Genomic DNA, 5,919 nt, shown 5'->3' on the forward strand with positions numbered 1-5,919 from the left:
ATAGGTTGAATAAAAATTAGAACAGCAGAGCATTAAAAACCCTGCAAAAACATAAATATATTTTTGCAGGGTAGATTGATTAAATATTAATTCTTAACTAGTGTGTATTTAAGGGTTGTAGTATTTAAAGTGATGGTATAACTACCAGCTGTAGTGATATTGATATCAGCACCACCAGCTACAGCGTTACCGCCACTGCCACCATAATTTACATCCCAGGCATGGTCTTTTCTGAATTTCATAGCACCAACTTTTAAGTCGGCAGTTACTTTCCATACGCCATTTGCATAAGTCATATCGGTATCAACATCCCATCCTTTCGGTGTTGCATCACCAACTATACCAAAAACAACTGGTGTAAAAGTAATGGTATTTGCATTTAAATCTACAAGCAGTGTGTAGGCGCCTGCAGCAGGAGCTGTAATATCACCACCAGTTAAGCTTAATTTACCAGCACCAGCATCGCCATAACCAACATTCCAGTTCTTACCAGTGGTAATCTTGAAAGTCAGATTACCTGGAGTAAAGCCGATGATACCTGTGTAAATACCGTTGCCAGTAACAGACACCAGACTATCAGCAGTTTCAGGAACCCATCCCTGGTAACCACCAGGCACATAAACCCATGCCGTTAATGGAAAAGGTTTAGCATTGATGGTAACCACATTGCTGTAAACCGGGGCTACAGCAGTTGAAATTGCTGATTTAATCCTTAGTTCAACGTCAGTACCTTCTGTAAAGGGTAGGTTTAAACCTAATAACAGATTGTTTAAGTCTAAACCATTGAAAGTTTGGCTTGACATATTTGCTGGAAGTGCTACTTCTTTAATGGTTTTAAAGTTATCGCCTTTAACAGCAAGTTGTAAAGTATTGCTTACTGCTGCCTGGTAGCCGAAAGCTGCGTCTGACCAGTTAAAGGTAACCACTTCTTTTTCAAGCATTGATTTATCTAAGGCAACGGTTTTTACAGAAGCGGTTAATTCACCACCTGTACCATTGTTAGCAATAATTTTAGTTTCGTCTTTTTTACAAGACCATAGACCTGCCGTCATTAGACCCAAGGCTACCGTTTTTATGATGAATGATTTCATATCTATTTTCAAAATAATAATATTAATACCCAGGGTTTTGGACAAGGTTGGTATTGGCAATCATATCAGCCGTTGGAATAGGGAAGATATTTCTGGTTTCTGCTACAGCAACACCAGCTTTAACACCACCTTTAAACGGCCATAAATAAGAACCTGAAGTAAATCTTTTGTAACGTACTAAATCTGTACGTCTGAAACCTTCCCAGTAAAGTTCACGGGCACGTTCGTCGATAAACAAGTTTACGTTTAAGGAAGCAACATTTCCACTAGCATTGCCATAAGCACGCTGACGAAGGTTATTGAAATAAGTTAAGGCTAACGCTGCACTACCACCATTACCACCACGGGTTACGGCTTCGCCATAGATTAAGTACTGCTCTGCCAACCTAAAGATTGGGAAATCAAGTGAGGCTAATGAGCCACCATTTGAAGGGGAGGCAACACCTGTTGAACTTACGTTTTTGAATTTAGTAATTCTTAAACCATCAGTAAAAACACCAACTTCGTCAGTAGCTAATTTTGTACCAAAGAACATGGCACGTTTATCTGTAGCACCGCTGTAATCACCGAATACCAATGGCAGGTTACTTCTGCTTCTGTTACCACCCCAACCACCGTTAGGAAGTCCAAAAGAAGCAGGATTCATCTCTCCATTTATGGCTGCATTGATCAGGTAACTGGTTCCACCAAAATTCTCCCCTTTTACGCCATCGTAGTTGATGGTTAAGATCATTTCATTCTTACTTGTTACATTATTATCAGTTAAGAACAGGTTTTTGTATTGTGGAGCTAGGCTATAACCTGCATTGATCACTTTAGCTGAATAAGTGATGGCTTCGCTATATTGTGCTGTGCCGGTGTATACTTCAGCATTTAAATAAATTCTAGCCAATAATGACCATGCGGCACCTTGATCAGCTCTTCCATATTCATTGCTACGTGCTGCAGGAAGTTCTGTTTCGATAGCTTTCAATTCTGACTCTACATATTTGAATAAATCTGCACGTTTAATTTGTTTCGGTGCTACTTTACCTATAGCGTCTGCTTCGGTTACGAAAGGAGGATTTCCAAAAGCATCCATTAAAATTGAGTATTGGTAAGCACGCAAGAAACGGGCTTCAGCACGGTATTTATTGATTTGATCAGCCTCAGCTCCAGAGATATTACGACTTGCTAATTTTTCTGGTGTGCTTTCACGAAGAAACTCATTTGACACGGTAATCTGGTACATGCTTCTTGAGTATAAACCTCTTAGGAATACATTATCTGTAGACCATAAAGAATTATTCAATTCTGGAACACCAACATCGCCCCATGAACAGATGGCTTCATCAGTAGTTAGTTCTTGTGCCATCCAGTATAACCTGAGGAAATCAGAGAAACCAGCATCAAGACCACCAAGGTCACTGGCACTTGAACCACCCGCACCTGTTAGACCAAAACTTGCGTATAGTTTAACCAATGCTTGTTTATATCCTGCCGGCGTTGCATAAACATCAGCCGCGGTTTTATCGTTTACGGGTGTCAGGTTTAAATCGTCCTTTTTGCACGAAACAACTGACACCAATAAGATGAGGGATAATGTTAATATCTTATGTAAATTTTTCATATTCTATTCTTTAAAATTAAAATCCAACGTTTACACCTACAGAAAATGTTCTAGGTCTAGGATACATGCTGTAATCAATACCATTGCTTATTTCAGGATCTATACCATTATAATCACTGATGACAAATACATTCTGAACGTTTGCAGAGATACGCAGGTTGGCTTTACCTGTTTTAGAAATGTTACCCGCATTAAAGCCAAGACTTAAGTTATCCATTTTCAGGAAAGAAGCGTTTTTAACGTAGTAATCGCTCAAGTATTGATTGCCGGAAAAATTAGTGAATAACACATCAGGGTTAGCATTGTTAACCAAACCACTCGGGCTTAAGATGTTAGATCTTACCCCAAAGTTAGAAGAAATGTTATCATATACATAGTTTCCTAAACTTGCTCTTAACACTGTACTTACCGTCCATTTTTTATAGTTAAGGGAAGTAGTGAACCCGAACAAAACTTGAGGCTCTGCTGACTTGTAGTAATACTGATCGCTGGTGTTAATAACGCCATCGTTGTTTAAGTCAGCATATACACCTTCTAAAGGTTTGCCTTCGGCATTATAAACTTGTTTATAAACGAAGAACGTTCCAGGAATCTGGTTAGGCGTATTGTATTTAATGTTAATACCAGTTCCACCAGTAATGGTTCCAGCATCAACTTTGAAGTTAGGGTCTGAATTAACCGTTAAATTGGTTACCATTCTTTTGTTGTAAGCTACATTGAAACCGAAATCCCAGTTAAGGTTTTCACCTTTAATGGCACCAATATTTACGCTGGCTTCGATACCTTTATTTTCCATGTTACCAACATTTGTGGTTAACCTGTTGCTAAAGTTTACCCCTACCGGAATATCAATAGTACTCAATAAGTCTTTGGTTTTTTTGTAGTACACATCTACACTACCTGATACTCTTCCTTTAAAGAAGCCATAGTCGATACCTGCATTGTAGGTTTGGGTAGTTTCCCATTTCAAATCAGGATCATAAGCTGCTGGAGAATAGTAGTCATAGTAAGAACCACCAACCAGGTATTGACCTGTATTTGAATTCAGGTAGTATTTAGACAAGTAATCGTAATTGCCGATACCATCTTTGTTACCTGTTGAACCGTAACTTAAACGAAGTTTCAAATCAGAGATAACTTCGCTGTTTTTAAGGAAGTCTTCCCCTATTGCTCTCCAGGTAAAACCTGCAGAAGGGAAATAACCCCAACGATTCTCTTCAGAGAATTTGGAAGATGCATCTGCCCTCATGGTGGCAGAAAGAATATATTTGTTGGCTAAAGTATAGTTTAAACGACCATAGTAAGAAAGCAATTTATTTTGCTCGATGCCGAAAGGAAATTTAGGCGTGGTTAGCACATCTCCTGCTGCATTATAAGTATCAAAATTATAATCTTTTTTATTATTATCGTAATAACCGTAACCTGCAGTGGCATTAATATTACTGTTGATGCCTTTTAAGTCTTTAGCATAACTTAAATAAGCTTCCACAAAAGTATTGTTTTGGTTGCTTAAAAAATGTGTCATTGAACCATTTGTGGCAGCACTCTGCGCCGCAAAAGCAGGAACTCTTGTCCAGCCTTGTCCTTTTGCAATATCATAACCTATGTTAACATTGGCATGTAATTCTGGCAAGAAATGAAAGGAGTAATCTACCTGTGCATTACCGAATGAACGGTCAGCTTTGGCATCGTTATTTTTTAATTCAACAAGGGCTACAGGGTTTCTTGGCGCATTTGGATTAGGCACATCACCAGTGATCCATTCAAAATAATTTCCAAACTGGTTGTCGGCATGAACAGCCTGTGTTGGGTCAAACTGTAAAGCAGCACGTACAGCATCTGTATTGGCGAAATGAGAATTGCTTAACGTACCTTTTAGGTTTAAGTCAACTTTCAAATGGTTGGTAAAGAAACTTGGCGAAACACGGAAACCACCTGAAGCACGTTTCAACCTGTCAGTGATTAAAGAACCTTGCTGATCAAGGTAACCAACAGATACACGGTAAGGCACATTTTTGAAAGCTCCGGCAATGCTGATGTTGTTATCCGTGGTAAAGGTATTCTGGAAGATTTCATCCTGCCAGTTGGTGTTAGCTTTTCCTAGTAAAGAAGAATAAGTATGTGCAGGATTATCGTCATAAGCTTTATCATTCGCTGCTACGTAATCACGAAGCTGAGCTGCAGATAACATATTGATTTGTTTTGCAATGGTACCATAAGAATTGACAGTGCTCAGGTTAATATCTGGAGCACCAGATTTTCCTTTTTTGGTCGTAATTAAAATTACCCCATTGGAAGCTCGTGAACCATAAATAGCCGTAGCGTTGGCATCTTTTAATACGGTAAAAGTTTCAATGTCATTTGGATTGATCAATGTTAAAGGGTTAGCAGCACCACCGATGTCAGATCCGCTCAATGGAATCCCGTCGATCACGATCAAAGGATCATTACTGGCGTTAAGCGAAGCACCACCACGGATACGGATTACACTTCCGGCACCCGGCTGACCACTGTTAGAGGTAATTTGAACCCCGGCAACTTTTCCGGAAATCAATTGCTCAGGACTGGTGATGTTACCTGTTTGGAAATCTTTAGAAGATACTGTAGTCACAGATCCTGTTAAGTCCTTTTTTTGAACTGAACCATAACCAATAACCACAACTTCATTTAAGTTTTGTGCATCTGGCTTTACACTGAAGTCTGCATTGGTATTGCCTGTCACCTTTACCGTTTGTTCTGTTGGTGTATACCCTACATAACTCACTGTGATGACAAAAGAACCGTTGGTCAAACCTGTAAGACGATACTTTCCACTCACATCAGTGGTTGTACTTCTATTGAGGCTTTTAATTTGAATTGATGCACCAGGAAGCGCTTGTCCGGTTTCATCTAAAATCGTTCCAGTTAGTGAACTGGTCTGTGCCATTGCCGTAAATGTTGACAGTAAAATCAACAAAAATAAACAGGGCTTAAGAAGGTAAAAAACTTTCATATTTGAACTCGTGTTTTGGAATAAATATTTGGTTAACAATCTACATGTGTAACACTAAGCTAAATTTACAGGTGCAAATGGACATTCCAAATAATATTTTAGGTAAATTTTTAAGGCAATATTATATACTTTTTTAAGTACAAAATAGGCGCAATTATTCGCTGGACGTAATACAATAAAATTAGCATTTACAAATCTTAGGAACTGATGCCCAATTTATTACAAAT

The 5,919-nt window shown here is 38.8% G+C and carries 3 protein-coding genes; all 3 read right to left on the bottom strand.

Going from position 1 to position 5,919, the window contains the following annotated elements; genetic code table 11:
- Positions 1 to 86: 86 nt before the first annotated feature.
- Genes ACR2F7_RS13410 through ACR2F7_RS13420 form a run of 3 tightly spaced genes read right to left on the bottom strand, consistent with a single transcriptional unit; the run spans position 87 to position 5,626 of the window.
- A complete protein-coding gene (locus tag ACR2F7_RS13410) occupies positions 87 to 1,091 on the bottom strand; it encodes a SusE domain-containing protein (RefSeq protein ID WP_432714063.1) in 1,005 nt (334 codons plus the stop codon).
- Positions 1,092 to 1,113: 22 nt separating this feature from the next.
- A complete protein-coding gene (locus ACR2F7_RS13415; protein WP_432714064.1) occupies positions 1,114 to 2,700 on the bottom strand; it encodes a RagB/SusD family nutrient uptake outer membrane protein in 1,587 nt (528 codons plus the stop codon).
- A 16-nt stretch (positions 2,701 to 2,716) separates the two neighbouring features.
- Positions 2,717 to 5,626, bottom strand: a complete 2,910-nt coding sequence (locus tag ACR2F7_RS13420; protein WP_432714065.1) for a SusC/RagA family TonB-linked outer membrane protein — start codon at positions 5,624 to 5,626, stop codon at positions 2,717 to 2,719.
- Between the last annotated feature and the right edge of the window lie 293 nt (positions 5,627 to 5,919).

It is taken from the genome of Pedobacter sp. (assembly GCF_045628745.1).
GTDB lineage: Bacteria > Bacteroidota > Bacteroidia > Sphingobacteriales > Sphingobacteriaceae > Pedobacter.

Coding starts and splice junctions, on each gene's coding strand:
- ACR2F7_RS13410 (WP_432714063.1), bottom strand. CDS start 1,091: ATGAAATCATTCATCATAAAAACGGTAGCCTTGGGTCTAATGACGGCA.
- ACR2F7_RS13415 (WP_432714064.1), bottom strand. CDS start 2,700: ATGAAAAATTTACATAAGATATTAACATTATCCCTCATCTTATTGGTG.
- ACR2F7_RS13420 (WP_432714065.1), bottom strand. CDS start 5,626: ATGGCACAGACCAGTTCACTAACTGGAACGATTTTAGATGAAACCGGA.